At 74.3% G+C, this 22,790-nt stretch carries 20 protein-coding genes and 1 pseudogene; 11 read left to right on the forward strand and 10 right to left on the reverse strand.

Features of this window, described 5'->3' with window-relative positions; genetic code table 11:
* Positions 1 to 217 precede the first annotated feature (217 nt).
* Together ACIQUT_RS04360 and ACIQUT_RS04365 are read left to right on the forward strand one after the other, a co-directional pair.
* The gene (locus ACIQUT_RS04360) at positions 218 to 391 is read left to right on the forward strand and encodes a hypothetical protein (RefSeq protein ID WP_403559066.1); all 174 of its coding nucleotides are present in this window, start codon (positions 218 to 220) and stop codon (positions 389 to 391) included.
* Positions 392 to 602: 211 nt separating this feature from the next.
* A complete protein-coding gene (locus tag ACIQUT_RS04365; RefSeq protein WP_403559069.1) occupies positions 603 to 1,592 on the forward strand; it encodes an NAD-dependent epimerase/dehydratase family protein in 990 nt (329 codons plus the stop codon).
* Here ACIQUT_RS04365 and ACIQUT_RS04370 read toward each other — a convergent pair.
* The 3 genes and pseudogenes from ACIQUT_RS04370 to ACIQUT_RS04380 all read right to left on the reverse strand — a co-directional run bounded on the left by ACIQUT_RS04370 (position 1,578) and on the right by ACIQUT_RS04380 (position 4,579).
* Entirely contained in the window at positions 1,578 to 3,038 is a 1,461-nt protein-coding gene (locus ACIQUT_RS04370) for a lipase maturation factor family protein (protein ID WP_403559072.1), read from the reverse strand. The two genes, ACIQUT_RS04365 and ACIQUT_RS04370, sit on opposite strands and share 15 nt — an antisense overlap.
* A gap of 28 nt (positions 3,039 to 3,066) precedes the next feature.
* Positions 3,067 to 3,596, reverse strand: a pseudogene (locus ACIQUT_RS04375) (DUF1990 family protein).
* Positions 3,593 to 4,579 carry a YndJ family protein gene (locus tag ACIQUT_RS04380; RefSeq protein WP_403559074.1) on the reverse strand — a complete coding sequence of 329 codons (987 nt, stop codon included), beginning with the start codon at positions 4,577 to 4,579 and terminating at the stop codon, positions 3,593 to 3,595. Before ACIQUT_RS04380 ends, ACIQUT_RS04375 begins: the two are co-directional and overlap by 4 nt.
* A gap of 183 nt (positions 4,580 to 4,762) precedes the next feature.
* Here ACIQUT_RS04380 and ACIQUT_RS04385 point away from each other — a divergent pair, with 183 nt between their 5' ends.
* The 4 genes from ACIQUT_RS04385 to ACIQUT_RS04400 all read left to right on the forward strand — a co-directional run bounded on the left by ACIQUT_RS04385 (position 4,763) and on the right by ACIQUT_RS04400 (position 9,676).
* The gene (locus tag ACIQUT_RS04385) at positions 4,763 to 6,100 is read left to right on the forward strand and encodes a DUF6777 domain-containing protein (RefSeq protein WP_403559077.1); all 1,338 of its coding nucleotides are present in this window, start codon (positions 4,763 to 4,765) and stop codon (positions 6,098 to 6,100) included.
* 7 nt (positions 6,101 to 6,107) lie between these two features.
* A complete protein-coding gene (locus ACIQUT_RS04390) occupies positions 6,108 to 8,171 on the forward strand; it encodes a SpoIIE family protein phosphatase (RefSeq protein WP_403559080.1) in 2,064 nt (687 codons plus the stop codon).
* Between the two features lie 69 nt (positions 8,172 to 8,240).
* Complete coding sequence (locus tag ACIQUT_RS04395) at positions 8,241 to 9,101, forward strand: Fpg/Nei family DNA glycosylase (RefSeq protein ID WP_403559083.1); 861 nt, start codon at positions 8,241 to 8,243, stop codon at positions 9,099 to 9,101.
* Between the two features lie 221 nt (positions 9,102 to 9,322).
* The gene (locus ACIQUT_RS04400) at positions 9,323 to 9,676 is read left to right on the forward strand and encodes a hypothetical protein (RefSeq protein ID WP_403559086.1); all 354 of its coding nucleotides are present in this window, start codon (positions 9,323 to 9,325) and stop codon (positions 9,674 to 9,676) included.
* A 98-nt stretch (positions 9,677 to 9,774) separates the two neighbouring features.
* Here ACIQUT_RS04400 and ACIQUT_RS04405 read toward each other — a convergent pair whose 3' ends face one another.
* Positions 9,775 to 10,239 carry a hypothetical protein gene (locus ACIQUT_RS04405; RefSeq protein ID WP_403559339.1) on the reverse strand — a complete coding sequence of 155 codons (465 nt, stop codon included), beginning with the start codon at positions 10,237 to 10,239 and terminating at the stop codon, positions 9,775 to 9,777.
* A 293-nt stretch (positions 10,240 to 10,532) separates the two neighbouring features.
* Complete coding sequence (locus ACIQUT_RS04410; RefSeq protein WP_403559089.1) at positions 10,533 to 11,072, reverse strand: sigma-70 family RNA polymerase sigma factor; 540 nt, start codon at positions 11,070 to 11,072, stop codon at positions 10,533 to 10,535.
* A 275-nt stretch (positions 11,073 to 11,347) separates the two neighbouring features.
* Between ACIQUT_RS04410 and ACIQUT_RS04415 the strand changes: the two genes are divergently transcribed.
* Entirely contained in the window at positions 11,348 to 12,553 is a 1,206-nt protein-coding gene (locus ACIQUT_RS04415) for a CapA family protein (protein ID WP_403559092.1), read from the forward strand.
* A gap of 74 nt (positions 12,554 to 12,627) precedes the next feature.
* On the opposite strand, the gene ACIQUT_RS04420 is transcribed toward ACIQUT_RS04415, so the two are convergent.
* Positions 12,628 to 12,918, reverse strand: a complete 291-nt coding sequence (locus ACIQUT_RS04420; protein WP_403559095.1) for a hypothetical protein — start codon at positions 12,916 to 12,918, stop codon at positions 12,628 to 12,630.
* Positions 12,919 to 12,978: 60 nt separating this feature from the next.
* On the opposite strand from ACIQUT_RS04420, the gene lysX reads away from it, so the two are divergent.
* Together lysX and ACIQUT_RS04430 are read left to right on the forward strand one after the other, a co-directional pair.
* Positions 12,979 to 16,281 carry a bifunctional lysylphosphatidylglycerol synthetase/lysine--tRNA ligase LysX gene (gene lysX / locus ACIQUT_RS04425; RefSeq protein WP_403559098.1) on the forward strand — a complete coding sequence of 1,101 codons (3,303 nt, stop codon included), beginning with the start codon at positions 12,979 to 12,981 and terminating at the stop codon, positions 16,279 to 16,281.
* 70 nt (positions 16,282 to 16,351) lie between these two features.
* Positions 16,352 to 17,296 (forward strand): polysaccharide deacetylase family protein, encoded by a 945-nt coding sequence (locus ACIQUT_RS04430; RefSeq protein ID WP_403559101.1) that lies wholly within the window; start codon positions 16,352 to 16,354, stop codon positions 17,294 to 17,296.
* Between the two features lie 162 nt (positions 17,297 to 17,458).
* Here the strand turns inward: ACIQUT_RS04430 and ACIQUT_RS04435 are convergent, their stop codons facing one another.
* On the reverse strand, positions 17,459 to 18,130 hold the full coding sequence (locus ACIQUT_RS04435; protein WP_403559103.1) for a class F sortase: 672 nt from the start codon (positions 18,128 to 18,130) through the stop codon (positions 17,459 to 17,461).
* Between the two features lie 372 nt (positions 18,131 to 18,502).
* Here ACIQUT_RS04435 and ACIQUT_RS04440 point away from each other — a divergent pair, with 372 nt between their 5' ends.
* A complete protein-coding gene (locus ACIQUT_RS04440) occupies positions 18,503 to 19,096 on the forward strand; it encodes a hypothetical protein (protein WP_403559106.1) in 594 nt (197 codons plus the stop codon).
* Positions 19,097 to 19,291: 195 nt separating this feature from the next.
* Here the strand turns inward: ACIQUT_RS04440 and ACIQUT_RS04445 are convergent, their stop codons facing one another.
* From ACIQUT_RS04445 to ACIQUT_RS04455, 3 genes are all read right to left on the reverse strand, one after another.
* On the reverse strand, positions 19,292 to 19,906 hold the full coding sequence (locus tag ACIQUT_RS04445) for a hypothetical protein (RefSeq protein WP_403559109.1): 615 nt from the start codon (positions 19,904 to 19,906) through the stop codon (positions 19,292 to 19,294).
* 181 nt (positions 19,907 to 20,087) lie between these two features.
* Positions 20,088 to 20,858, reverse strand: a complete 771-nt coding sequence (locus ACIQUT_RS04450; RefSeq protein WP_403559112.1) for a hypothetical protein — start codon at positions 20,856 to 20,858, stop codon at positions 20,088 to 20,090.
* 39 nt (positions 20,859 to 20,897) lie between these two features.
* Positions 20,898 to 21,623, reverse strand: coding sequence for a hypothetical protein (locus ACIQUT_RS04455; protein ID WP_403559115.1), 726 nt, complete (start codon positions 21,621 to 21,623; stop codon positions 20,898 to 20,900).
* Between the two features lie 314 nt (positions 21,624 to 21,937).
* On the opposite strand from ACIQUT_RS04455, the gene ACIQUT_RS04460 reads away from it, so the two are divergent.
* Entirely contained in the window at positions 21,938 to 22,768 is an 831-nt protein-coding gene (locus ACIQUT_RS04460; protein WP_403559118.1) for an SAM-dependent methyltransferase, read from the forward strand.
* The last annotated feature ends 22 nt before the right edge of the window (positions 22,769 to 22,790 follow it).

Consider the following 22,790-nt stretch of genomic DNA (forward strand, 5'->3'; position numbering starts at 1 on the left):
ACGGAACGGCCTCCTGAACACATCGGAAATTCGGTCCGTCAGGGTGGATTTGACCAATCTATAGAGCGCAGGCGCGCTCAAATGTGTAATCTGATGGGCAGCAGAACGGCCCCACCGGGCCGGCTCCACCATGACGCCACCGCGTCCGGAAACCCTTCATCCCCCTATTTGCCCGGCGTGCTGCGGCCGCCGGTTCGAGCGACACGAGGAGCGCGCGGTGACAGACACGAAGGTGAAGTCCGACGAACTGCCGGAGCGCACGGGCTGGCGCGTCCGCCCCCACTCCGACGAGCTCGGCAGCCTGGAAGTCTGGGCGCGCTCCGCGCCGATCCGGCTCGCCGGCTACGAGGAGGACCTGGCGGAGTCCCACATCCTGCCCGGTATCGACTGACCGGCCGGCCGCTCCCGGCCTGCCCGCACGCCCCCGAGCCGACCGGCGCCGGGGGCGCGGCACTGCCCGGGCCCACCCGTACCCGGGCCCCGCGAGCCCCGCCCGTACCGCGAGCGCCGCGAGCAGTTCCCGTTTCGTGTACGCCGTGAGCGTCATCGCTGACGGCGATCACCGCTTCCCCGCCGCACCGCCCCCGGGCAGGCTGGGGCGCATGACGAAACTGCTGATGCTGGGCGGGACCGAGTTCGTAGGCCGAGCCCTCACCGACGACGCCCTGCAGCGAGGCTGGGAGGTCACCGTCTTCCACCGGGGCCGCCACGCGCCGCCGCCCGGTGTCCGCACCGTGCACGGCGACCGCACCGCGCCCGGCGGACTGGACGCCCTCGCCGCGGCAGGGGAGTGGGACCTCGTGGTCGACACCTGGTCCGGCGCCCCCACCGCCGTACGCGACACCGCCCGCCTCCTCGCCGGCCGCGCCGGGCACTACACGTACATCTCCAGCCGCTCCGTGTACGCCTACCCCGCCCCGGTCGGCATGGCCGAGGACGGCCCCCTGGTCGAGGGCTCGCCCGACGCGGAGGCCACCGCCTACGCCGAGGACAAGCGCGGCGGCGAGCTCGCCGCCGAGGCGGCCTTCGGCGACCGGGCCCTCCATGTGCGCGCCGGCCTGATCGTGGGCCCGTACGAGAACGTCGGCCGGCTCCCGTGGTGGCTGAACCGGACCGCCCGCGGCGGCCCCACCCTCGCCCCCGGGCCGCGGGACCTGGCCCTCCAGTACATCGACGTGCGCGACCTCGCGACCTGGACCCTGGACGCGGCCCGGGCCGGCCTCGGCGGCCCGTACAACGCGGTCTCCCCGCTCGGGCACGCCACCATGGGCACCCTCCTGGAGGCCTGCGCGGCCGTCACCGGCGGACGCGCCGAGCTCCGCTGGACGGACCCGGAGGCCATCGCGGCAGCGGGCATCGAGCCCTGGACGGAACTGCCCGTCTGGCTGCCGCCGGGCGAGCTGTACGACTTCATGGTCGGCGGCGACGTCTCGAAGGCGCTGGCGGCGGGGCTGAAGTGCTGCCCGGTCGAGGAGACCGTCGCCGACACCTGGGCGTGGCTGCAGTCGCTCGACGGGCCGCCCCCGCACCGCTCGGACCGCCCCGCCAAGGGCATCGACCCCGAGCGGGAGGCCGCGCTACTCGGCCTCTGACCCGGTCCCGGCACCGCGGGCGCGGAAGTCCACCGCGAGACGGGTCGGCGGCAGGTACTCCCGGACGGGCCGGCGGTGCCACCACGCCCCCGTCTCGCGCAGCTCCCGCCAGGTCGTGAACCGGTACCGGTACACGCGGGCCCGGACGTAGCGCGGCGGCGCGTCCGGGAACGGGTTGCGGCGGATCAGCCGCAGCGTGTCCCGGTCGCCGGCCAGCAGCCGCTCGACGAGCTCCCCGAACCAGGGGTGCGCATAGCCGGGGGAGAGCGCCGCGAACCACATCAGCCAGTCCAGGCGCAGGTGGTACGGGGCGAACTGGCGCGGGACCCGCCGCAGGTCGCCCGGCTTGCCCTTGAACTCGTACTCCCGCCAGTCGCCGTCCTCCCGCGGCACCCGGTCCGCGGTGCCCTCGACCACCACCTCGTCGCGGATCCGGCCCACCGAGCCGAACGCCCCGTAGGTGTTGACCAGGTGCAGGGAGTCGAACGAGCGGTTCATCACCTGGCGGCGCGAGACCATGTTCGCCACCGGATGCCGGCTCAGCCACAGCACCAGCACCGTCACCGCGCAGACCGGCACCACGAACCACAGCGGCGCCCCGGCCGAGGCGGCGGCCGGCGGCGGCCCCGCGAGCCCCGTGAAGTCGACCGCCGACACGGCCAGCGTGATCGTCAGCCAGTTCAGCCAGGCGAAGTTCCCCGACAGCACCAGCCACAGCTGCGTCGCGATCACGGCGCCCGCCGCGTATGAGGCCACCGGCTGCGGGGTGAACAGCAGCACCGGCACGAACAGTTGCGTCACATGGTTCGCGGCGCACTCCACCCGGTGCAGCGGCCCCGGCAGCCGGTGGAAGAACCAGCTCAGCGGCCCCGGCATCGGCTGTGTCTCGTGGTGGTAGTACAGGCAGGTGAGCTCGCGCCAGCAGGCGTCCCCCCGCATCTTGATCAACCCCGCGCCGAACTCCACGCGGAAGACCACCCACCGCAGCAGCCACAGCACCAGCACGGGCGGCCCGACCCGGGCGTTGCCGAGGAAGACGGCGAGGAACCCCACCTCCAGCAGCAGCGACTCCCAGCCGAACGCGTACCAGGTCTGCCCCACGTTCACGATCGACAGGTACAGCAGCCACAGCACGGCCCACATCGCCATCGCCGCGCCCAGGGGCACCATGTCCCCGACGCCCGCGGCGAGCGCGGCGGCGATCGCCGCCCCCGCCCAGGCACAGCCGGCGAAGAAGCGGTCGGAGTAGTGCAGTTGGAACAGGCTCGGGGCGCGCCGGAACGGCACGTACCGCACGTACCGCGGCACGGGCAGCATGCCCTTAGCCCCGATCAGGGCCCGGAACTGCAGGGCGGCCCCGAGGAAGGCGAAGAGGTAGACGCCGGCCAGGGCCCGCTGGAAGACCAGCCGGGCCAGCCAGTAGCCGGGCGCCGTGAACCAGTCCATCGACTCCAGTATCCGGCCATCGGGCCGATCAGGCCGCCGCGGCCAGCCGGCGCAGGATCCGGCCCAGCCGGCGGGCGTAGCACCGCTGGAGGAAGGGGACCAGCGGGCCCGCCAGCCGGGTGTACCAGCGGGCGGGACGGCTGAAGGCGGTCACTTCGAACCACACCGTGCCGTCGGGGTCCCGGAGCACGAGGAAGGCCTCCTCGCCGCGCTCCGGATGCCCGGGCAGGGTGCCGTACGCGAAGCCGGTGCGCGCGGGCCCGTACGCCGTCCAGACCACCTCGCACGGGACGTCGATCCGCAGCGGCCCCCAGCCGATCCCCACGTCCACGCGGCTCCCGGGCCGGACGGCGACGTCGCCGCAGCGGACCCGCATGCCCGAGGCCCGGTGGACGGCCAGGGTGGTGACGGCGGTCCCGGCGGCCTCGAAGACGGCCCGGCCGCGGCCGATCCGGGTGCGGTGGTGCAGGTGGTGGTAGCCGGCGGGCGGCCGCCGGCCGTCGCGCCGCGCTCGGGGTAGCTGAGCGCGGGCCTGTCCGCGCTGATGATCCGGGTCACGGGGTGGTCACCTCCGGTCGTGGGCCGGCGGTGAGCCGGCGCCAGGCGAGTACCGAGCACAGGGCGAAGCCGAGCGCGTTGCCGAGGCCGTGGGTCGCGGCCATCCAGGTCAGGGTGGGGTGCGGGATTCCGGTGGCCTCGCCGAGCGCCCACCACAGGGCGAGCACCATGGTGGCCCCGAGGACGGCCGCCGAGACCGTCAGCAGCCCCCGGGTGCGGCGGTCCGGGCCGGCCGCCGGCCGGATCTCCTGCCAGGTCACGAGCGCCACCAGCCACATCCCGGCGGTCAGCACCACCGCGCCCGCCAGCTCCGCCCAGTCGTCCACGAAGTAGCCGAGGAGGACCAGCAGGGTCCCGCCGGGCACGCTGTACGCCGCCCAGCGCGCCCTGAGCTCCTGGCGCTCCCGGTGCTCCCGGTCCTCCCGGTCCTCCCGGTGCTCCCGGTCCTCCCGGCGCTCCCGGTCCTCCCGGCGCTGCCGGTCCTCCGGGCCGGGGTGCCCGGTCGCGGCGGCCCGGCACACCAGCCCGGCGACCAGGGCGGCGGTGAACCCGGCGTAATGGAAGTGCGGCACGGTCAGGGCCAGGATGTCCAGGTCGAAGCCGAACAGCCGGTACCCGCCGCGCTCGGCGACCAGGGCGGTCGCGGCGACCGCGGGCGAGGCCAGTGCGGTGAGCACGGCGGCCTCGGCGGCGGCCGCGCCGCGCGGGCGGGCTCTCCCGGGCCGGGTACGTGCGAGGGCCCGGGCCCGCAGCAGCCGTACGGGCACCCGGGCGGCGAGGGCCAGTGCGGCCACGGCGTACAGTGCGGCGAGCGCCACGGCGGGGGCGCCGCGCGGCAGCCACAGGCACAGGGCGCCGGGGGTGGCGGCGAGCGGCCAGATCCGGGCCGTCCTGCGCAGCCCGGCCGGGTCGATCAGCAGCAGGCCGGCGGGGACGATGCCGAGCATGCCCAGGGTGACGATCATGTTCACCAGTACCGTCACCGCGGACTCCCCTCCCTGCCGCGGTCGAACGCTTTGAACGCGTTCAATCCGCGGTCGTGACCTTACGGGGTTTCCTGAACATGTTCAAGATTCCGGGTCCGCGGCAGTCGGACGCTCCGGTTGCGGGCCCTGCGCGGATACGGCAGACAGGAGGGAGCAACCGGGGCGAACAGGGAGAATCACGTGCACGTTCCGACATCGCGTCAGACGCCGCGTCGTCACACACCGGCCCACGCAGCCGTCTTCACCCTCCTCGGCCTGCTCGCAGCGGCCTGCGGCGGGCAGGAGGAGCCCGCGAGCGCGCCCGGCCCCGAGAGCCAGAACCTCCACCTCCAGCCCGTGGCCTCCGCGGGCCCCGACCCCTTCACCCCCTCCAGCGCGGTCGGCGAGTCGGCCCCCGTCCAGCCCCCGCTGCCCAACCCGACCGGGCGAGGCGTCCGCACCGTCGGCGCGGCCACACCCGGCCTGTACGGCGGCACCCGCCGTCTCGGCAGCTGCGACGTCGAACAGCAGCTGCGCGCCCTGACCGCCGACGAGGCCAAGGTCCGCGCCTTCGCGAGCATCTCCGCCGTCGAGGAGGCGAAGCTCCCCGAGTTCGTGCGCGGCCTGACCCCTGTGGTGCTCCGCGCCGACACCCGGGTCACCAACCACGGCTTCCGCGACGCCGGCGCGTACGCCTTCCAGTCCGTCCTCCAGGCCGGGACCGCCGTCCTCGTCGACGGCAACGGCATGCCCCGGGTCCGCTGCGCCTGCGGCAACCCGCTGCTCGCGCCGCGCGCCCCCAAGGGCAACCCGGTGCTGAAGGGCGACCAGTGGAACGGCTACCAGCCCAACCAGGTCGTCGTCATCGAGCCGGCGCCGCACCTCCTCGGCAACCTCGTCATCGCCAACACGGCCGACAACACCTGGATCGAACGCAGGACCGGGGACGACGGCGCCCAGGACCGCACGCCCTCGGTGCGGCCCGCCCACGACCCGGCGGACGGCATCCCGGCCGGCTCCCCGTCCCCGGCGGCCCCCGGGCAGCCGACCGGACCGGCCGCCCCGTCCGACGCCCCGGGCCTGCCGTCGACTCCGGGGCGGCCCGACGCGCCCGCCGCCCCGCCGCGCTCGAACGCGCAGCCCGGCCTGCCCGGCGACACCCCCGCGGTCCCCGCGGAGCCGCCCTCCGGCGACCTGCCGGCCGACCCGGCGGTGCCGCGCGATCCGGCGGTGCCGCAGGACCCGGCGGTGCCGCGGGATCCCGACCTCTCGCTGCCCTGGCCGGTCGACCCCGCGGTCCCGGCGGACCCGCCGGTGCCGGTCGATCCCGCGGTCCCGGCCGACCCCGCGGTCCCGGCCGACCCTGCGGTTCCGGCCGATCCGGCCGTCCCGGCCGACCCCGCCCGGCCCGCGGCCCCGTACGACCCGTTCGACGTGTACGGGGAGCCCGCGCAGGGCAACACGTACGAGGAAGATCCCTTCGCCGTCCCGGACCAAGCGCTCCCGCCGGCCACCGACCCGGATCTGGAGAGCGCCTGACCCGCCCGTGTGTCATGGTGGACCGGTGCCGACCACCGTATCGCTGCCGGACGACTGGCCCGCACACCCGGACCGGTCGCTCTCGCTCAACCGCATGGGAAGTTTCGACTGGGACCTCGTCACCGGCCTCATGCACATGGACGAGGCGGCCCTCGATGTCTTCGACACCCTGCCCGGGGAATACGACGGACGGCCCGAATCGCTCGGCCCGCGCGTCCCGCACGCCGAGTCCGCCCGGCTGGACGCCCTCGTCTCCAGCACCCTCAAGGGCGGCGACGACAGCTACGGCGCCTACTTCCGCATCCGCTGCCGGGACGGGCGGCTGCGCTGGACCCACACCCAGGGCCGCGTCATGCGCGACCGGGACGGCCGGCCGTACCGGATCATCGGCATCGTCCGGGACGCCACCGAGGAGCTCACCCACTCGGCGGAGCGCCTCGGCCTGGACGAGGAGCGGCGCCGACAGACCTCCGTCGTCGAGAGCACGACCGCCGCCCTCGCCCACGCCCGGACCGTGCGGGACGTCATCGACGTCATCGGCGACGCGCACGGCCTGGAGCGGCTCGGCTCGATGGGCATGGTGATGGGCCTGGTCGAGGCCGGGCGGATCCACCTCGTGGCCGAGGGCCCCGAGGGCAGCTTCGTTCCCGGCACCCGCTACACCCGCGTCGACGAGAACTATCCGATGAGCGAGGTCGTCCGCTCGCTCCAGCCGCGCTTCCTGGACTCCGCGCACGAGTTCGCCGAGGACTATCCGGGGCTCTGGCAGAAGATCTCGTACATGGACATCTCGGCGGCCGCCTACCTGCCGCTGGTCGCTCAGGCCCGCCCGATCGGCGCCATCGGGCTGCTCTACCAGGACAAGGACGGCTTCACCCAGGACGAGCGGAACCTCCTCGTCGCCCTGGGCAGCAGCATCGCGCAGAGCCTGCAGCGCGCCATGCTGCTCGAACAGGAGCACGACCTCGCGGAGGGGCTCCAGCAGGCCATGCTGCCGCGCCGGATCCCCGCCGTCGACGGCGGGGAGATCGCGGTCCGCTACCGGTCCGCCCGGATGGGCCAGGACATCGGCGGCGACTGGTACGACGTCATCCCGCTGCCCGGCGGCCGGGTCGGCGCGGTCATCGGAGACGTCCAGGGCCACGACACGCACGCCGCCGCCGTCATGGGCCAGTTGCGGATCGTGCTGCGCGCCTACGCCGCCGAGGGGCACTCGCCGGGCACGGTCATGGCCCGCGCCTCGGTGTTCCTGCACGAGCTGGACACCGACCGCTTCGCGACCTGCACCTACATCGAGGCCGACCTCGCGACCGGCGTCCTGCAGGTCGTCCGGGCCGGGCACATCGACCCGCTGCTGCGCACCCGGGACGGGGACTGCCGGCAGCTGTCGGCCGAGGGCGGGATGCCGCTGGGCCTCTCCGCGGAGTTCGGCCGGCTGGAGTACCCGGTGACCACGGTCGAGCTGGACCCGGGGGAAACCCTGCTGATGTGCACCGACGGCCTGGTCGAACACCCCGGAGCGGACCTCGACGACGGCGTGCGGCTGCTCGGCGACCTGGTCCGCAGCGGGCCCTCCGACCTCCAGGAGCTCGCGGACCGGCTGTGCGAGGCCATCGACGAGCGCGGCGGCGACGACGACATGGCCCTGCTCCTGCTGCGCCGCCGGGTGGAGGAGGCGGCCCAGGGCGGCGGCCGGCTCCAGCAGCACGTCGCCCCCGGGGACCCCGAGGCCCTGGTCGCCGCGCGGCACATGATCGGTGCGGCGGTCCGGGCCTGGGGCGCGGGGGACCGGGCCGACGAGATCGAGCTCATCGCGGACGAGCTGATCGTCAACGCCCTGATGCACACCGACGGCCCCGCCATCGTGACCCTGCGTGTCCTGACCGGCCCGGAACGCAGGCTCCGGGTGGAGGTGGAGGACCGCTCCAGCGCACTGCCGCGCCGCCGGGAGGCCGGCGACTCGGGGGTCTCGGGCCGCGGACTGATGCTCGTGGACCGGCTGGCCGACGCCTGGGGCGTGGAATCGCGGGGCAGCGGCAAGTGCGTGTGGTGCGAGTTCCTGATGGACTGATGGACTGATGGCCTGATGGGCCGACCCGGTCCGCTCGCGGATCGCCGCCGATCCGGTCAGGCTGGGGGCATGCCCGAGCTGCCGGAGGTCGAGGCCCTCAGGGAGTTCCTCGACGAGCACCTCGCCGGGCAGGTGGTCGCCCGCGTCCTCCCGCTCGCCATCAGCGTGCTCAAAACGTACGACCCGCCGCTCACCGCCCTCGAAGGGCAGACGGCCGGCCCCACCGCCCGGTACGGCAAGTTCCTCGCGCTGCGGATCGGCGACCTCCACCTGGTCACCCACCTGGCCCGGGCCGGCTGGCTGCGCTGGTACGACGCCCTGCCCGACCGCCCGCCCCGCCCCGGCAAGGGCCCCCTCGCGCTGCGCGTCGCCCTGGAGGGCGGCGCCGGCTTCGACCTCACCGAGGCCGGCACCCAAAAACGCCTCGCCGTCCACGTCGTCCACGACCCGCAGGAGGTGCCCGGCATCGCCCGCCTGGGCCCGGACCCCCTGGCCGGGACCTTCGACCGGGACGCGTTCGCCGCGCTGCTGGCGGGGGAGCGGCGGCAGATCAAGGGCGTCCTGCGCGACCAGAGCGCGCTCGCGGGCATCGGCAACGCCTACAGCGACGAGATCCTGCACACCGCGGGGGTCTCGCCCTTCAAGCTGGCCTCCGCCTTCGACGAGGAGCAGGTCACCCGGCTGTACGAGGCCGTCCGGGGCACCCTGGGCGAGGCCGTGGAACGCGCCCGCGGTGTGGCCGCGGGAGGCCTGAAGGCGGAGAAGAAGAGCGGGCTGCGGGTGCACGGGAGGGACGGCGAGCCCTGCCCGGTGTGCGGGGACACCATCCGCTCGGTGTCCTTCGCCGACTCCTCGCTCCAGTACTGCCCCACCTGCCAGACCGGCGGCAAGCCGCTCGCCGACCGCAGGCTGTCGCGTCTGCTCAAATGACCCGCCCGGCGGCCGCGGGCTGCGTAGACTCCCGCAGCATGTCGCAGGAGCAGCCGCCGTCGCAGGAGCAGCCGTCTCCGCCGGGGCCGCCGCCTTCGCCGGGGCCGCATTCGGCGGGGCCGCATTCGTCGGGGCCGCCTTCGCCGGGGCCGCATTCGGCGGGGCCGCTGTCTCCGTCGGGGCTGCCGCTGCCGCCGCCCCGGCGGGAGACCGTCACGGGCGTGCCGCGCGGTGCCCGCCGCCGGCCACCCGCGCACACCCCGGCCCGCTCGGAGATCTGCGAGCAGACCACCCTGGGCGCCACCTACGTACGGGCCCTGATGCGCAGTCAGCTGCGGGCCGGGCTGTGTGCGCTGACGGCTCTCGCCCTCCTGGTCGGGACCCTGCCCGTGCTGTTCGCCCTGGTGCGCCCGGCGCCGGGCCCGCTGGTGTGGGCGGTGCTCGGCCTGGCGGTCTACCCGGTGCTGTGGCTGATCGCCCGCCGGTACGTCACCCGGGCCGAGCGCAACGAGGCCGACTTCACCGGCCTGGTGACGGACCCGGCCGAGGCCCCGGCCCCGCCGCGGCGGCGCTGAGCGGCGGCGGCGAGGCCGACGGCGGTTCGGCAGCGCCCCGAAGGGGCGCGGGGGGCTGCGCGACCGGCCGTGCCCGGGGCCGCAGACGATCGCCGGCCTCAGAACAGGTGCATCGCCAAGTGGCCCAGCGGGAGCCCGAGTTGCCAGGCCGGCGTCCAGACCCGGGCGTTCTCGTCCAGGGCCTGCGGGCCGTCGGCGTGGCCGGTCCGACCGGGGTCGAGGTTGGTGGCGAACAGCTCCGTGCTGTCGAGCCAGCGCCAGGCCGCCCGGGCCAGTTCGAGGTCCGGGTCCTCGCCGCGCCCGCTGTCGCGGGCCTCCTCGCCCAGCGCGAGGAACCGGGTGTGCACCCAGTCGCGCCAGGGGTGACCGTACGCGGTCAGCGAGAGCCATTCGTCGAGCTGCGAGACGACGCGGATCCCGGAGAGCTCGCCGACCGCGTCGGAGAGGTAGATGGTCAGGGCGAGCGTGTCGCGCCCGGCGCGGAACTCCAGGGTACTGACCGGGATCAGCCGTCCCGTGCGCAGCAGTTCGTCGGCGATGTACTCGGCGTAGAGCCATGCCATGGGCACCGCGAGCCCGCCGTCACTGGTGCCGTTCGTACCCTCGGGCTGCACCGTTCCACCTTCTCCCGCGTGTCGAGCTTGCCTTCGTCAGCGTCGAGCCTTCACCGCCCGACTCGCACGACGGGGCATGTTTACTCAACTTGAACGGTCTACGGCCGATTTCCATGCGTTTTCTGTCCGATCCATGCACATTGCGATCGTTCCGCGCGTGATTCCTCCGGGATTCCACGGGATTCCGCAGGGTTCCGCGGCGTTCCCCTGGCTCCGGCTCCTGCTCCGGCTCTCGGTCCGGCTCAGGCGCCGAGGCCGTACCCGTACCCCTGGAGGCCCTTGCGCAGGGCGCGCAGGGCGTAGTGGGTGCGGGACTTGACGGTGCCGGCCGGGATGCCGAGCTCCGCGGCCGCCTCGGCCACCGAGCGGTCGTGGAAGTAGACCTGCATCAGCACGGCGCGGTGCTCGGGGCCGAGGGAGCCCACCGCCCGCCGGACGTCGATGGCGATGACCGAGCCGGCCACCGCGTCCTCGGCCGCGGGCGCCTGCTCCAGTGACTCCGCGTCCACCTCCTGCGGCCGGGACAGGCGCGCCCGGCGGGCGTCGATCGCGAGCCGCCGCGCCACCGTGAACAGCCAGGGCCGCATGGAGTCGTGGCCGCTCGCCAGGACCTCGGGGTGCTGCCAGGCCCGTACGAGGGTCTCCTGGACGAGGTCCTCGGCGCGCTGGGGATCCCCGCCGGTGAGCCCGAGCAGGAATCCGAACAGGGCCCGCCCGTGGTCGTGCTGGAGTTCGGCCAGCGCCTCGGGATCGGTGCGGGTGAGGGCGGGGGAGAGGGGCACGGGTGGCTCCTTCCTGGGGCCGTCGGGTCCTGACGCACCCACCCTCACCTGCGGGGAGCGGCTCGGGAACCGTCGCGCGGGGGCGTTGCGCCCAAGCGTCCCGGTCGGCCGGTCAGCGGACGTGCCCGGCGGTGAACGGTCGAACGGCGCGGCGAACGGCGGCCGGGGCGGATCCCGCCGGCCGGAAGCGGAGGGAGCCGTTCTTGGGCGCGCGGCATCTCCCTCCATGGATTACGAAGGTGATCAGATAGTCGTACTAATGGGAGACGGTCCAGATGACGCCACACGCCCGGCGACGCACCCGGCACGCCCTCGCCGCCCTCCTGTCGACCGCCCTGCTCACGGGGGCCGTCGCAGGCTGCTCGGCCGGCGGGGAGCCCTCGCCCGCCCGCCTCGGCAAACCCCACGACCCACCGCCATCCGGCGGCGCCGGAGCCGCGCGCGGCTTCACCCTCGTCGCGAGCGGCGACGTGCTGCCGCACGACTCGATCATCAAACGGGCCGCGGCCGACGCGGACGGGAACGGCCACGACTTCCGGCCCATGTTCTCCCGGATCAAGCCGCTGGTCTCGGCCGCCGACCTGGCCCTGTGCCACATGGAGACCGTCTACGGACCCGACGGCGGCCCCTTCACCGGCTACCCCGCCTTCACGTCCCCGCCCCAGGTCGCCGACGGGCTGCGCGACGCCGGGTACGACGGCTGCTCCACCGCCTCGAACCACACCCTCGACGCAGGGCCCGAGGGCGTCAAGCGCACCCTCGACGCCTTCGACCGGGTCGGGCTGGGGCACGCCGGCTCCGCCCGCACCGCCGCAGAGGCGGCCGCGCCCACGGTGTACCGGGCCGGGTCCGCGAAGGTCGCCCATCTCGCGTACACGTACGACACCAACGGCTATCCGATGCCGAAGGGCCAGCCCTGGGCCGTCAACCTCATGGAGAAGGACAAGATCATCGCGGATGCGCGGGCCGCCCGGAAGGCCGGCGCGGACGTGGTCCTCGTCAGCCTGCACTGGGGCACCGAATGGCAGACCGAGCCCGACGAGCGCCAGCTCACGCTCGGCCGGGCGCTGACCGCCTCCCAGACCGGCACCCGCCCCGACATCGACCTGATCCTCGGCACCCACGCACACGTCCCGCAGGCCTACGAGAACGTCAACGGGACCTGGATCGTCTACGGCATGGGCGACCAGGTCGCCGGCGAGATGTTCAACCACTCCGGCGCCCGCGACCTGCGCGGCAACTACGGCTCGATCGGCCGCTTCACCTTCGCACCGCCCGCCGCGGCCGGGGAGCGCTGGCAGGTCGCGAAGGCCGAGTTCATCCCGCAGATGATGGACCTCCCCTCGGGCAAGGTCGTCAACCTGCCCGCCGCGCTCGCCGAGGACCCCGACCAGGACCGCTACCGGACCGCTCAGGACGCCATCGGCGAAGCCGTCCTCTCCCGAGGCGCCGCCAGGAACGGCCTGGTGATGGGCAGGTAGGCGACACCGGCGGCCCGGGCACGGGCCGCCCGCACCGCCCGCGGGCCACGGCGGCACCGCGGGGCGGCGGCCCGTCACGGCACCACCGTGACGGGCACCGCCCCGCCTGCACCAGGCGTCGTGGATCCCCCGAGCCGCTCCGCCGCCTCCCGGATCTCGGCGACCGGCCCCTGCGCGATCCCATCGGTCGTCCCCGCCACCGGCACGCCCGGCGCGGCGCCCGCCGCCACGACCGGCCGGACGTACACCGGCGCCGGCGGCGCATTCTGCCGCCGGCCCGGCCCGGCCGCGTACACCGCCGCGCGCATCGAGGCCGCGGCCCCGTCCGCCCCGGCGAGGACCACCGTGCTCCCGTGCCCCGCCACGCTTCCGCGGGCCGGAGGCTCGGCGCGCGGACCTCGCCCGCCCTCCCTACAGTGCGAACCATGACTGCCACCCTGGAGCGGACCAGGGGCACCCGGAGCCGCTTCCTGGGCCGGGTGCCCGACGCGTACGCCGCGTTCTTCGGAGCCCTCGGGGTGGTCTGCGCCGTCCTGGCGCTCTCCCCGACGCTGCGCCACCTCCTGCGGCACGTCGTCTGGTTCCTCGACGCCTTCGTGGTGCCCGTCAGCGCGAACCTCGCCTACGCCGTCTTCCTCTTCCTGCTCGCCGCCGCGCTGGGCACCCGCAAGAAGGTCGCCTGGTGGATCGTCGTCACCTATCTGGCCCTGCTCATCCTGGTCGACGTACTGATCATGGCCGAGGGGGACTTCTGGATCGGCGGCCCCTCCCTGGTCCTCGCCGTCGCCGCCCTGGTCCTCCTGATCGCCGCCCGCAGGGAGTTCTACGCCGCCTCCCGGCCCGGGGCCTTCTGGCGGGCCCTGCTCGTGCTGGGGCTCGGCCTGCTCGCCGCCGTCCTCCTCGGCTGGGGCCTGGTCGCGCTCTTCCCCGGCACCCTCCCGCCGGAACAGTGGCTGGACTGGGCCGCCAAACAGGTCTTCGGCGGCCTGTTCTCGGCCCGCCAGTTCGACGGCCACCCGCCCCGGCCCCTGTACTTCCTCCTCGGCCTCTTCGGAGCCCTCGCCCTGCTGAACGCCGCCGCCACCCTCTTCCGATCCCAGCGGCTGACCGCCGCCCTCCACGGCGACGAGGAGCCCCGGATCCGCGCCCTGCTCGGCGCGTACGGGCGCAGCGACTCCCTCGGCTACTTCGCCACCCGCCGCGACAAGGCCGTCGTCTTCGCCCCCAGCGGCCGGGCCTGCGTCACCTACCGCGTCGAGGCGGGCGTCTGCCTGGCCAGCGGCGACCCCGTCGGCGACCCCGCCGCCTGGAGCCCCGCCGTCGACGCCTGGCTCGGCGTCGCCCGGCGCCACGGCTGGCAGCCCGCCGTCATGGGCGCCTCCGAGGACGGTGCCACCGCCTACGCCCGGTCCGGGCTCAGCGCCCTCCAGCTCGGCGACGAGGCCATCCTCCACGTCGCCCACTTTGACCTCGACGGCCGGGACATGCGCGTCACCCGCCAGGCCGTCAACCGCGTCAAGAGGGCCGGAGCCACCACCCTCATCCGGCGCCACTCCGCCCTCACCGACGAGGAGATGCAGCGGATCATCGACCGCGCCGACACCTGGCGCGACACCGAGACCGAACGCGGCTTCTCCATGGCCCTGGACCGCCTCGGCGACCCCGCCGACGGGGACTGCCTGCTCGTCGAGGCCTTCGACCGGGAGGGCGAGCTCATGGCCCTGCTGTCCTTCGTCCCCTGGGGCAGGGACGGCATCTCCCTGGACCTGATGCGCCGCGACCGCAGCGCCCCCAACGGGGTCATGGAGTTCATGGTCGCCGAGCTGTGCGCCGCCGCGCCCGGCCTGGGCGTGCGCCGGATCTCCCTCAACTTCGCCGTCTTCCGGTCCGCCTTCGAGGAGGGCGCCCGGATCGGAGCGGGCCCGGTGCTGAAGCTGTGGCGCAGACTGCTGCTGTTCTTCTCCCGGTGGTGGCAGCTGGAGGCCCTGTACCGCTCGAACGTGAAGTACGGCCCCGAGTGGTACCCGCGGTTCCTCTGCTACCAGGACGCCGGCTCGCTCGCCCGGGTCAGCCTCGCCTCCGGCATCGCCGAGGGCTTCGTCTCCGTACCCAGCCTGCGCAAACTCTGGGGCAACGGGCACCCCAAGGGCCTCACCGCCCCCGCCACCACCGAAGGGCTGCCCCCGCTCGACGCCCTCGGCCTGGAAGGCACGGGGGAGGAGCAGCCGGCCGTCCCCGCCGAGCGGCTCCCGGAACAGGTGCGGGTCCGGCACGACAAACTGGAGCGGCTGCGCGCCGCCGGCGTCGACCCCTACCCCGTCGGCATCCCGCAGCGCACCCACACCGTCGCCGCCCTCCGGGCCGCCCATCCCGGGTACCCGCCCGGCACCCGCACCGGCGAGCAGGCCACCCTCGCCGGCCGGGTGATGGTCGTACGCGACCTCGGCGGCGTCGTCTTCGCCGTCCTGCGCGACTGGTCCGGGGACCTGCAGCTGATACTCACCCGCGACGAGGCCGGCCCCGGAGTCCTGGACTCCTTCGCCTCCCGGGTCGACTTCGGCGACCACGTCCTCGTCACCGGCGGGATCGGCACCAGCAGGACCGGTGAGCTCTCCCTCGTGGTCTCCTCCTGGCTGCTGACCGGCAAATGCCTGCGCCCGCTCCCCGACAAGCGCAAGGGCCTCGCCGACCCCGAGGCCCGGGTCCGGCGCCGCTACCTCGACCTGGTTGCCAGCCCCGAGGCCCGCGACGTCGTACGGGCCCGCTCGGCGGCCGTCCAGGCGCTGCGCCAGGGGCTGCTGGACCGCGGCTACCTGGAGGTCGAGACCCCGATGCTCCAGCAGATCCACGGCGGCGCCAACGCCCGGCCCTTCCGCACCCACATCAACGCCTACGACCTCGACCTGTACCTGCGGATCGCGCCCGAGCTGTACCTCAAGCGGCTGTGCGTCGGCGGCCTGGAGAAGGTTTTCGAAATGGGCCGCACCTTCCGCAACGAGGGCGTCTCCTACAAGCACAACCCCGAGTTCACGATGCTGGAGGCGTACCAGGCCTTCGCCGACTACGACGTCATGCTGGACCTCACCCGCGAGCTGATCCAGGGCGCCGCGACCGCCGCGTTCGGCACGCCCGTCGCCCACAAGGCCGGACCGGACGGGAAGCTCGTCGTCCACGACATCTCCGGCCCCTGGCCGGTCAAGACGATGTACGGGGCGATCAGCGAGGCACTCGGCGAGCAGGTCGACGCCGACACCGAGGAGGACGTGCTGCGCCGGCTGTGCGACCGGTCCGGGGTGCCGCACGCCCCCGACGACCCCCGGGGCGTCGTGGTGCTGGAGATGTACGAGCGGCTGGTGGAGGAGAAGACGCTGCTGCCCACCTTCTACAAGGACTTCCCGACCGACGTCTCCCCGCTCACCCGGCAGCACCGGCGCGACCCGCGCCTTGCCGAGCGCTGGGACCTGGTGGCCTTCGGCACCGAACTGGGCACCGCCTACTCGGAGCTGACCGACCCCGTCGAACAGCGGCGCCGGCTCACCGCCCAGTCGCTGCTCGCGGCGGGCGGCGACCCGGAGGCGATGGAGCTCGACAACGACTTCCTGGACGCACTGGAGTACGCGATGCCGCCGACCGGCGGTCTGGGCATCGGCGTCGACCGGCTGGTCATGTTCCTCACGGGCCTGACGATCCGCGAGACGCTGCCGTTCCCGCTGGTACGGCGCGGCTGAACGGGTGAGGGGACGGGGGAGCGTCCGCGCCCCGCGGCATCCGCGGCGGCGTCGTTGGTACGTAGTAATAATGAAAAACGACGAGCCGACAGTAGGGCGGCGCGTGCTCCTGCGTACCGCCGTGTTCCTCGGAATCGCCGCAGCCTCCGGACTCCTCGCCGCCGGCGAGGACGCACTGCCCGGACAGCCCTCCGCGGGCGGTGCGCCCGGCGGCGGGCCCGGCGCCGGCACAGGTGCCGGCGGAGGAGCCGGATCCGCCCTCGTACAGCCCGGCCCGGGCGGAGCCGCCGGACCGGGCGGCATCCGCGCCGTGCGGCCGCAGACCCCGGGCCGCACCGCCTACCGGCTGAGCCCCATGACCGCCGAGGCACCGCTGCGCCCACCGGTCGCGAGGCCCGCCGTGCGCACCCGGCCCATCATGGAACTCCCGCCCGCGGCCAGCACGGCCGGCGCCATGGTGCTCACCTTCGACGACGGCCCCGACCCCCGCTACACCCCCGCCATCCTCGACACCCTCGCCCGGTACCAGGTCCCCGCCCTCTTCTTCGTCTGCGGCGCGAGGGCCGACGAGAACCGGGACCTGCTGCGCCGCATGGCCGACGAAGGCCACGTCATCGGCAACCACACCTGGTCCCACGCCCGGATCCCCCGGCTCAGCCGGCCCGGCCTCGCCCACGAGATCGCCTCCACCAGCGAACTCGTCGAGAAGACCGTCGGAGCGGCGCCGGTGTGGTTCCGGGCGCCCTACGGGGCCTGGAACCGGGCCGCGTTCGAGATCGGCGCCGAACTGGGCATGGAGCCGCTCGCCTGGACCGTGGACAGCCTGGACTGGACGTGGCCCGGCACCTCCGTGATCGTCTCGCGCGTCCTCCAGGGCGCCGCCCCCGGCGTGATCGTGCTGAACCACGACGCCGGCGGCGACCGCTCGCAGACCGTCCGCGGCCTCGACACGTACCTGCCGCAGCTGCTCGCCCGCGGCTACCGGATGACCCTGCCCGCGCTGCCGCCCCGCTGAGGACGCGTCCCCCCGGCGGGGCGGGCGGGGCCGAGGCACGGCCGGCAGGTGTGGTGGGAGGCCGGGGAGGCGCTCGGCCGACCCGCCCGGCCGACCCGCTCGGCCGACCCGCTCGGCCGACCCGCCCGGCCCGCCCGGCGAGCCGGGCTCGGCCGGCCCGGCTCAGCGGGCCTCCACCATGCGGGCGAAGACGACGACGTTCCCCTCGTAGCCCTTGGCCTTCGAATAGCCGCCGCCGCACGTGATCACCCTCAGCTCCGGCTGCCCGGTGTCCCCGTACACCCGGGACCCGGGGAAGGTGTCCTTCGAGAACACCTCCACGCCGTACACCTCGAACACCGCCGTGCGCCCGTCGTAGCGCGCCACCTCGATCCGGTGGCCCTTGCGCAGCGAACCGAGGCCGTAGAAGACTGCCGGCCCGCTGGCGTTGTCCACGTGGCCCACGATCACCGCGGAGCCGCGCTGGCCGGGCGAGATGCCGTTGAGGTACCAGCCGGCCAGGTTCGGATCCTCGGCGGGCGGGGCGTCGATCCAGCCCTGCGGGTCCAGGCCCACGGTCATCACCGGCGCGTCCACCCTGATCGCCGGAATCCGGACGCGCTGCACCGACGAATGCTCCAGCACCTGCGGCGGAGCGGCCCGGTCGGCCGGGGCCGCCGCACCCGGCTGCTGCTCCGCGGGCGCCGTCACCGCCGCGGCCGCGGTCGGCTGCGGAGGACCGTCTCCGACGTCCGCTCCGTTGCGCATCATGGCGAGGCCGCTGAGCATGACCAGTGCGAGCGCGCCCCACGGCGACCATCTCCTGCGCGGCTGCTCGCTGTCGTCCTCGGTCATGGCTCTCCCTTCCCGACGCGGGGGTCCCGACCCGCGTTCGCGTCCCACCCCGGTACGCCCTTTCCCCCGCACGCTAAGGCCGCTCCCGCAAGACGGCGATCGCTGAAGGGCGAACGGGTGGCGGAACCCGCGAACGGTTGGCCGGTCCCGACGGGGTGCGCCCATCCAGGTATTCATCACATAAACAGCTGACGGGTCGTGACCTGCGGATCCGTCAGACGACGCGCGGACCGCCCGGCGTGTCGCTCAACCGTGCGGCCCAAAGCCGGACATGCGCTGGTTGCGGGCCGCCCCGAGGGTCGTCGTGGGAGGCGTTCTCGTCGATCATCCCGGGCGAACCGCTCCGGGGCGCTTTCCGCTGGAGGTTCCACCATGCGTGTTCTGCGCGCCCTCACCGTGGCAGCTGCGGCCTGCGCCACCATCGGCCTCAGTACGCCCCTCGCCGCAGCGAACAACAACCCGGCGGGCAACAACCCGGTGAACAACAACCCTGCGGGCAACATCCCGGCCGGCAACATCCCGGCGGGCAACAACCCGCCGGGCGGCTCGCCGGCGGGCGGCGGCCACGGGCCCAGCAACGTCACGGTCAACCCGTACTCCGTGCACCAGGGCTCCACCATGCAGGTCAGCGCGGCCGGCTGCCTGCGCGGCGGCACCGTCTGGTCGCCCAACAACTTTCAGCAGGAGCGGCTGTCGGCCGGCTCCATCGGGTTCGCGACCGTCCGGATCTTCAACCACGCCTCGCCCGGCAACCACACGCTGTCGGTCAAGTGCGACGACAACAGCCTGGTCGCCACGCACCGCTTCACCATCCTCGAAGGCAGGGGCGCGCAGGGCGGCCTCGGCGGCTCGATCGGCCCCTCCACCGCCGAGACCGCCATGGGCGCGAGCCTCGTGGGCGCCGCGGCCCTGGGCGCGGGCGCCCACGTGCTGCGCCGGCGCCGCCCGGCCCGCAACCGGGCCTGACGACCGGCCGGCCTCCCCGGTCGCAGTCCCGGAGAACCGCCGGTCGCCCCGGGTTCCGGCCAGGACCCGGGCGGCCGGCGGTCCGGCGTTCCGGGCGGCCGGCGGTCCGGCGTTCCGGGCGGCCGGCGGTCCGGCAGCCCGGCGGTCCGGCGGTCCGGCAGTCAGCGGTGCGCGGTGCGCGCAGGCAGGGCGCCCTCAGTGCTCGCGCGCACGCGCGCGGCGCCGGACCGCGTACCCGGTGCCGGCCGCGGCGGCGAGGAAGAGGCCCGCGCCCGCGCCGACCGCCCAGGGGTCCATCCCGGCGACGCTGCCGCCCAGTCCGCCCCGGACCCCCCGTGCGGGGCTCCGGGCGGGGTTCTGCGGGAGGTTCTGCGGGAGGTTCTGCGCGGAGGTGGGCATGCCGAGGCCCGTGGCGGTGAAGGTGGAACTCGTGGTGGGCCGGGTGGAGCCGCCGGTGATCGTGAGGTCGGCCGAGCCGTTCTCGCCGCTGCACGTGAAGGTGACCGAGTACACGGCCCCGCGGCGGGCGTCGCGGTCCACCGTGACGCGTGCCGTTTTGCCGCGATCGATGGTCACGGTGTCGAAGACCCCGGAGGAGGCGGTGGCGTAGGCGGCGTTGCAGCCGCTGACGGAGAGCGCCACCTGGCCGCCCGGGGCGACCGTGGAGGGGGTGACGGCGAAGCCGAACGAGGTGACGGGCTGGGCTCCGGCAGCCCCCGCACCGGGCACGCCGAGAATGCCGAGTGCGACCACGGCGCCCGCGGCGCCGGCGCTGAGCAGGGCAATTGCGGAGGTACGTATCGCACCCATGATTGGTTCTCCGGATCCCGAGGAGCAGCCGCGGAACCGTTTCCGCACGGGGAAGGGGATGCACCTCGACGCTCGCCACGCTAGGCGCGGGCGGCGCACCCCGCGATCAGGAGCGGGCGAATGGGGCACAGCGGTGGGCCGAACCGGGGAGGGAAGCCCCCTCCCCGGTTTGCCGGCCCGGTCAGCCGCCCAGGTCCAGGTGCGGGAACTGGGTGAGGAACGGCTCTGCGGTGGCCGCGATGCCACGCCCGAACGGGGCGTCGAAGTCCCAGATCAGGAACAGCAGGAACGCGATCAGCGCACTGAACAGGCCCGCCAGCAGCAACTCCCGGAACGAGCGCCGGATCTGCAGGGTGAAGATCAGGCCCACGGTCACCAGCGCCCCGGTGATCAGGCCGAACCACACCACCCCCGGCATGGTCGCCCCCGCGCTCCCGGCGCGGGAACTGCGGGCGTCGTCGACCAGCGCCACCTGGTCCACCAGCGGCTGGTAGGCCTGCCCTTCGTGGTCGGTCTGCGGCTCGTAGTCGGTCACGTCCCGGCGGATACGTTCCAGCAGCTCCGCGCCGCGGTCCGTGAGGGTGCCGTGCTCGGCCATCTGCTTCCACTCGGTGTCCACCACGTGGGACACGTACGCGTCGACGTCGGCCCGGATCCTCGTGCGCACCTCGGCCGGGTAGACCGCCGAGCGGACGCTGATCTCGTGCAGGGCCTGGGCCTCCTGGCGCACGTACTCCTGAGCGGCTCCCCGGCCCTCCCAGACGCCCGCGATGGCCAAGCCCAGCACGATGGCGTAGATCACGCCGATCATCATCGTCATGTACTCGATGACGTCCGGGGTCTCGCTGGGATCGTCGTCGTCGCCGATCCGCCGGTGGTTGAAGAAGACGATGGCCAGCACCACGGCGCAGGCCGCGGCCATCGCGATGGTCAGCACGAGCCATTCCGACAAGACGACTCCCAAGGGGACGCGGGTGGACGGGGCCGGGGTCTAGCGCGGGCGCAGGGCGGCCATGGCGAGCACCGCGGGGGCCGCGGTCATGAGCGTGAAGGTCACCGGTGAGATGTGGTGCTCCACCGGTTTGCGGGCCGGTGCCCGGTAGACCGGCTTGGCCACGGCCTTCTTCGCGGGAGGCGGTGGTGGTGCGGGCGGGGACGGGGGCGGCGGGGGCGGGGGCGGGGGCGGGGGAACCGCGGGAGCCGCGTACTTCTCCGGCGGGGCCGGCGCCGGTTCGGGGGGAGCCGGTGCGGGCGGCCGCGGAGCAGGGGGCGCGGGCTTGGGCGGCGGTGGCGGAGTGGGCGTGGGCTTCGGGGCGGGCGGGGGCGTCGGCTTGGGCGGCGGCGTCGGCTTCGGTGTGGGCTTGGGGGTCGGCTTCGGCGTGGGCTTCGGAGGACAGGGCGGGGGAGGCGGCGGCCAGTGGTGCCGCTCGTGGCCCTTTCCGCGGCCCTTGTCGTGGCCCTTCCCGTGGCTGCCGCCGTGGCCGGTTCCCCGGCCCGTTCCGCGGTCGTCCGACGGACCGGCGCCGTGATGTGCGCCACCCCGGATCCCGGCGTAGGCCCCGCTGCCGGCGACCGCGACCGCCGTCACGGCCGCCGGGCCGTCGCCGGTGCGGACCGTCGCGTAGGCGCAGCTATCGGCCACGGCCGGGGTGGCGGACAACGCGGCCCACAGCAGGGCAGGGGCCACCAGCAGGTGCCTGGCAGAGGCTCTGTTCACGCGGGGATCATGGGCTCGGGCGCGCCCGCGCACGCGGCGCTCGGCCCTGGTTCGCCTGAACGGGTGGCAGGGTGACCGTAGAGGTTTGAGCCACGAAACGATGCGACCCGGTCGAGAACCTGTCGCTCCTCATAGGAGACTTGTCGGTTTCGGTCAATCGTGGCGGCGGGGGCCGCGGGGGTCTTTGGTGTGTGATGAAGAACGGATCACCAATTTCCGCTTTTGCTCGCTCCCTTGGGCAATGATCAGTACATTCGGCTCGGACAGGTGTCCGACCCCGGACAACCGCCACGGACTACGGCTTGGAGACCGCGATGGAGCGCCCCGCCTGGGCCCCGCCAGGGATCGACATATCGGTGCCGAGCGTGTCCCGGATCTACGATTACTACCTGGGCGGCTCGCACAATTTCGAGGTCGACCGCCAGGCCGCCCGCCGCGCCATGGAATTCACCCCGGGCCTGCCCAAGATCATGCAGGCGAACCGGGCCTTCATGCGCCGCGCCGTCCGCTACGCCGTGGACCGGGGCGTCACCCAGTTCCTCGACATCGGCTCCGGCATCCCCACCTTCGGCAACGTCCACGAGGTCGCCCGGAAGGCCAGCCCCGAGGCCCGCGTCGTCTACGTCGACCACGACCCGGTGGCCGTCGCGCACAGCAACGCCGTCCTGGCCGGCAACGACACCGCCGGGGTCGTCGCCGCCGACCTGCGCAAGCCGCAGGACATCCTGGGCTCCTCCGAGGTCGCCCGGCTGCTGGACCTCGAACGCCCCGTCGCCCTGCTCCTCGTCGCCGTCCTGCACTTCCTGGAGGACGCCGACGACCCGTACGCCGCCGTCGCCGAACTGCGCGACGCCCTGCCCTCCGGCAGCCTGCTCGTCGTCACCCACGCCTCCTACGAGGGACTGCCGCTGCCCGAGGAGACCGCCAGCGGCATGGTCGCCGTGTACCGGGACATCCGCAGCCCCCTCGTGATGCGCAACCGCGAGCAGGTCGCCCGCTTCTTCGACGGGTTCGAACTGGTCGACCCGGGGCTCGTGTCGATGCCGAACTGGCAGCCCGACGGCCTCGCCGCCCCGCAGGACGGAGAGATGCCGGAGGACCCGTACGCCTTCGCGGGCTTCGGCGGAGTGGGACGCAAGGCGTGAGATCCCCGGCCGCGGTGCCTCC

The organism is Streptomyces sp. NPDC090445 (genome assembly GCF_044769385.1).
Classification (GTDB): Bacteria; Actinomycetota; Actinomycetes; order Streptomycetales; family Streptomycetaceae; genus Streptomyces.

Excerpts from the sequence above, each read along its gene's own strand:
- ACIQUT_RS04365 (WP_403559069.1), top strand. The coding sequence starts at position 603 with ATGACGAAACTGCTGATGCTGGGCGGGACCGAGTTCGTAGGCCGAGCC.
- ACIQUT_RS04370 (WP_403559072.1), bottom strand. The coding sequence starts at position 3,038 with ATGGACTGGTTCACGGCGCCCGGCTACTGGCTGGCCCGGCTGGTCTTC.
- ACIQUT_RS04395 (WP_403559083.1), top strand. The coding sequence starts at position 8,241 with ATGCCCGAGCTGCCGGAGGTCGAGGCCCTCAGGGAGTTCCTCGACGAG.
- ACIQUT_RS04405 (WP_403559339.1), bottom strand. The coding sequence starts at position 10,239 with ATGGCATGGCTCTACGCCGAGTACATCGCCGACGAACTGCTGCGCACG.
- ACIQUT_RS04415 (WP_403559092.1), top strand. The coding sequence starts at position 11,348 with ATGACGCCACACGCCCGGCGACGCACCCGGCACGCCCTCGCCGCCCTC.
- lysX (WP_403559098.1), top strand. The coding sequence starts at position 12,979 with ATGACTGCCACCCTGGAGCGGACCAGGGGCACCCGGAGCCGCTTCCTG.
- ACIQUT_RS04430 (WP_403559101.1), top strand. The coding sequence starts at position 16,352 with ATGAAAAACGACGAGCCGACAGTAGGGCGGCGCGTGCTCCTGCGTACC.
- ACIQUT_RS04435 (WP_403559103.1), bottom strand. The coding sequence starts at position 18,130 with ATGACCGAGGACGACAGCGAGCAGCCGCGCAGGAGATGGTCGCCGTGG.
- ACIQUT_RS04440 (WP_403559106.1), top strand. The coding sequence starts at position 18,503 with ATGCGTGTTCTGCGCGCCCTCACCGTGGCAGCTGCGGCCTGCGCCACC.
- ACIQUT_RS04445 (WP_403559109.1), bottom strand. The coding sequence starts at position 19,906 with ATGGGTGCGATACGTACCTCCGCAATTGCCCTGCTCAGCGCCGGCGCC.
- ACIQUT_RS04460 (WP_403559118.1), top strand. The coding sequence starts at position 21,938 with ATGGAGCGCCCCGCCTGGGCCCCGCCAGGGATCGACATATCGGTGCCG.